The following is a 3,995-nucleotide window of genomic DNA, read 5'->3' as shown; positions in this document are numbered from 1 at the left end:
GGCTGGCGCCGCCGAAGCGTGCTCGGCGCCGTTGGTGACACTCTGGGTGCCAGCCGATTCGGTGTCGTGCCCCGCGGTGCTGGTTCGCACAGGTGCTGGCTCACCAGTTTCGCTCGCTGCCGCCGTGTCGGAGGGGTTCGGTGCCGGCCCACCAGTGCCGGGTGTGGCCGTGTCGGAGGGGTTTGGGGCCGGGGTTGTGGTGTGGCTGGTCGTGGGTTGGGCACTGCTGGGGTCGGGATCGACCGCGCGCACGACGTTAGTGCCGCCACTGTCCGACGGAGGCGCTGACCCGCCAGCCGAGTAGGGCGGCGGTGACCCGGCGGCCGTATAGGGCGGCGGTGACCCGCCCACGGTGTAGGGGGGCGGTGAACCGTGCAAGTTCGACACCGCGTCGTTGTCACCCACGTGGTCAACGAGCTCGTTGAGGTGAGCGGCGCTGCCGCCATAGTGCTTGCTGAACGCCTCACCAGCGATGCCGGGCAGCGCATTACCGCCGGCGCCGCCAAAGATCTCCTGGACGCTCATGCCGCCCCCGGTGGGCAACGAGCCGGCCAGATTACCCACCAGACCCGAGGTGTAATGGGTGAGCGCCCCGTGCAGCGCCTTGGTCAGGATCGTATTGGCGTGGCCCAACACGCTTTCGACCGCACCATGAGTCAGCGCACCACCGATCCCGCCGACTAACCCGCTAGCAAAACTTTGCCCGATTTCGGTCAAATCGAAGCTGTCGCGATGGCCCGCCAGGATCTGCCCGGCCTCAATGAGCCCCTCCTGACCAAGCCCCAACGCCCCGCCCACACCGGCACCCACCGCACTTCGCACCGCGGCCGCTTTGACCAAATTCCACAACGCGGTCTTGGTCAACGCTTCGGCCACCGCAACACGAATTCGGCGCACCAACGCCGCCGCAAGCTGGCGCACCGCCACCATCGTCAGACCCTCGACGGCCGGAATCCACAACAGCGAGGCACCCAGCGTTTCCCATGCGATCGAGATGTAATACGAGATTTCGGCCGCCGCGACTGCAAGCGTGAAAATGTCGTTGAGCTTGGTGGACTGAATCTGAGTGCCCGTCGTGCGCGCTGCTTCGGCCAACGCCAACATCGCCGCCACCAGATTGCTCATCGAATAATCACCAGAAAACTCCCGGTCAAAATCCGCCTGAGCCGCCTCAGCGGTCTGCCCCGACATCACCGCCATCACCGCACGCTGCACCCGCTCCAGCGCCGGGATCAACACCACTATCCGAGCAGCAGCATCCTCCCACGCAGACTCAATACGCCACATCGCATCTTCATCACCCTGAGGCCACTTAGAACCCGCCAAATAACCGACCCACTGCAACGAAGGAGGAATCTCAATAGTCAACTACGACACCCCCAGCCCTCAGCGCACTAACCACTCGGTGAGAGAGCCACTACCACCGCCACTCAAGCCAACCAAGGACCAACCACTACCGATCGTTTCCTTCAAAGTCGTTTGCCGCCGACATGAAACTGTCCGCATAGGAATCCAGCAATTGCGTTTTGCCGTCGATTGAGTTACTCACCCACTCCTTTTGGGCCAGATAGCCACTGTCTCCATTGGCGAACTGGTCACCAATCTGGTCGTTCCCCCACGGCGACCCCTCGGCGGCAAGCTTGTCAGTCAACGACGAATAGACTTGCTTCAGCGTCGTGCTGACGTCTTGCAGGTCCTGGGCGATCTTGCGCAGTCCGTCCGGATCGACGCTCAGTGGATCAGTCATCGACTATTCCTCACAGTCGGGTAGCGCACCTGTTCTTCCATGCCGTCAGCACCCTCACCACCACGCCGCGGCTGCTGTCCGGCAAGAGCACTCAACCCCGCCATGAAGTCGCGGAATTCGGGCGCATCGGCTGCCTGCGTAGATAGCGACGTAATCTCCTGGCGCCGTTCAAGTAGCGGCGCCAATAACGCCTCCGCCCGCTGTTCGATTTGCTCGACTGCCGCCTGGGCCGCCGTCGTAATATGCCCAGCGAGATCACCGAACTCGAACTCAGTTAAGTACGCCTCATCAATTACCGTCTCCGTCACGATCCGCCGGGCATCGACACGCACCTCAACCATCCCATCGGCCGCCGTCCCCGTTCCAGTCAACGCCGCCTGCTTCTGCTGCATCACCGACAACTCGCGCATCTGCTCCTCCACGAGCGACAGCACACGGCGGATATCGTTTTGTGCGGCATCGTAATCCACGTTAATCCCTTTCTGGCACACTAGGTTTGGTTGGAACTGGCATGCGATGGTGACCCCGGTAGACGGCGGGCAAGGCCGAGCTCGGCCGGTCTGTCGCGAGGCGTTCTCCCCAGGTCGGCGCGAGGGAAAACGGCGGCCTAGCCACGGTGGAACTCCTTCAGGATCGCGACGTCGTCCCCGATGAGTTGGTCAATGCGCTCATGTAGCACAGGCCTGGTCATCGGACTAGCGTGGGACAAATCCCGTGCATAGAGATATTCGCCGTCGCCGTGGATACGCACCCATATCGCGGCTTCTTTGTTTCTATCACGTCCCCACGTTCGCATGGGGCGCCAATTGCTTTGCACCGTCGCGTACGCCGTCACTTCGCTAGCTGCGACCGTGAACTCGTCCCGCGGATCCTGCCGGTGCCGGATGACGAAGTCACCGGTGTCAAATTCGGCTTTGGCGCGCGGGGCATATTCCGGTACCACAATTTTCTGATGGCAGCCAGGCCCCATTAATGTGACGGCATCAGCAATCGCCTCACCTAAGTCGTACGGCGAAACAACATGGATATCGATTAAGTCGGAATCGGGCCGCTGTGCTGCGAAAAAGCCGAGTTCTCCTGCCCGGTACGCCACCGCACGCACACTAGGCGTGACGGCCGGTATGTACTGAACATGGCACCCCACCCGAATATCGGCCGCATTGTAGGCGGCAATGCACTCCCGGAAGCTGCTCAAGTCTCCATACTTGAATCTATCCGGGACGGTATTGGCATATGCCATAGCTTCGTCTCTAGTAGCGAAGCGCGATGGCTGCGTGAACATGAACGGGTACGGCAAAAAATCGCGACCTTCAAATTCACCGATCATCTGCAGATCCCGTAGCGGGAGCGTTCCGACCAGACGTAACAGCACTCGGCTCATGCGATCATCGGCCAAACTCCGCTACCTGATGCGGTCCGCTGTGATGCTGGCCGCTGCTCACCGCCGGCTGTCGGGGCGTTTGGCGCGTCGGAGGCACCGGAGCTTGTTGGGCCGGCGCTGCGTCGTCCGGGCCATCGTCGCCGATTACCGGGACCACGGCATCGACGTCACCAATCACAAGTTCGCCGTTCTTCTTGCGGCGCAAAGCCTTGTTCGCCTTGTGCTCCTTGCCGGTTGGCCCGCGTTGTCCGGCCCCTCCGCCGCTACCGGGCATACCACCAGAGGAGCCGTTGGCGCTTTGAGCAGTGTTTGGATCAGCAACATGACTCGACATGAGCGAACCGGTCGCGTCAGCTGCCCCCTTGCTGAGGCCGGCCACCGGCGCGCCGACGGGTGACAACGTCTCGCGCCCCTGGGGCCCGATCGCCGAACCACCGCCCGCGCCGGCATGGCTCGGATCGATCCCTTGCTTCGACAGCGCATCCCAACCCTTGGGATCGAGATCTTGCGCACTCCCGGGCACACCAGACTGATTCTTTTGTGCCTCACTCAGCGCCTGTTGGAGCGGTTGCAGCGCTTGAGATGCGTCCTGTCCGAGGCTGCCCAGGCCTGATGGACCGGCACCACTCGGATTACTGGGTCCATTGAGCCCATTAAGACCATTTGGACCCGTCGATGAAGTACTACCCGGACCGTTCGACCCATTACTAGAATTTGGGTTCATTGACAAGAGACTTTTGGGCCCATTCTGGCCATTACTACCGTTCTGATTCGTCGACAAGCTATTGCCCAAGCCATTCGGGCCGTTAATACCGTTCGGTCCCGTTAGCGAAGTACCGCCGGAACTGTTCAGGCTATCGGCCCCGG

The 3,995-nt window shown here is 61.8% G+C and carries 3 protein-coding genes and 2 pseudogenes; all 5 read right to left on the bottom strand.

Annotated features, from left to right (window positions below; all coding sequences use genetic code 11):
• Positions 1–1,344, bottom strand: a pseudogene (locus tag A5624_RS03270) (hypothetical protein); the annotation flags it as partial.
• Positions 1,345–1,453: 109 nt separating this feature from the next.
• On the bottom strand, positions 1,454–1,747 hold the full coding sequence (locus A5624_RS03265) for a hypothetical protein (RefSeq protein ID WP_066861465.1): 294 nt from the start codon (positions 1,745–1,747) through the stop codon (positions 1,454–1,456).
• Positions 1,744–2,217, bottom strand: coding sequence for a YbaB/EbfC family nucleoid-associated protein (locus A5624_RS03260; RefSeq protein ID WP_197508062.1), 474 nt, complete (start codon positions 2,215–2,217; stop codon positions 1,744–1,746). The genes A5624_RS03265 and A5624_RS03260 overlap by 4 nt, the downstream gene beginning before the upstream one ends.
• Before the next feature lie 137 nt (positions 2,218–2,354).
• A complete protein-coding gene (locus tag A5624_RS03255; protein WP_156753036.1) occupies positions 2,355–3,128 on the bottom strand; it encodes an ESX secretion-associated protein EspG in 774 nt (257 codons plus the stop codon).
• Between the two features lie 4 nt (positions 3,129–3,132).
• Positions 3,133–3,995 (bottom strand): annotated as a pseudogene (locus A5624_RS28855) (hypothetical protein); the annotation flags it as partial.

The organism is Mycobacterium sp. 1482292.6 (assembly GCF_001672995.1).
GTDB classification, from domain to species: domain Bacteria; phylum Actinomycetota; class Actinomycetes; order Mycobacteriales; family Mycobacteriaceae; genus Mycobacterium; species Mycobacterium europaeum_A.
The sequence above is the reverse complement of the archived record's forward strand: the minus strand, read 5'-3'. Positions and strand labels throughout refer to the sequence as shown.

Bases quoted from the DNA above. Each gene is read 5' to 3' on its own strand.
- A5624_RS03265 (WP_066861465.1), bottom strand. From the start codon at position 1,747: ATGACTGATCCACTGAGCGTCGATCCGGACGGACTGCGCAAGATCGCC.
- A5624_RS03255 (WP_156753036.1), bottom strand. From the start codon at position 3,128: ATGAGCCGAGTGCTGTTACGTCTGGTCGGAACGCTCCCGCTACGGGAT.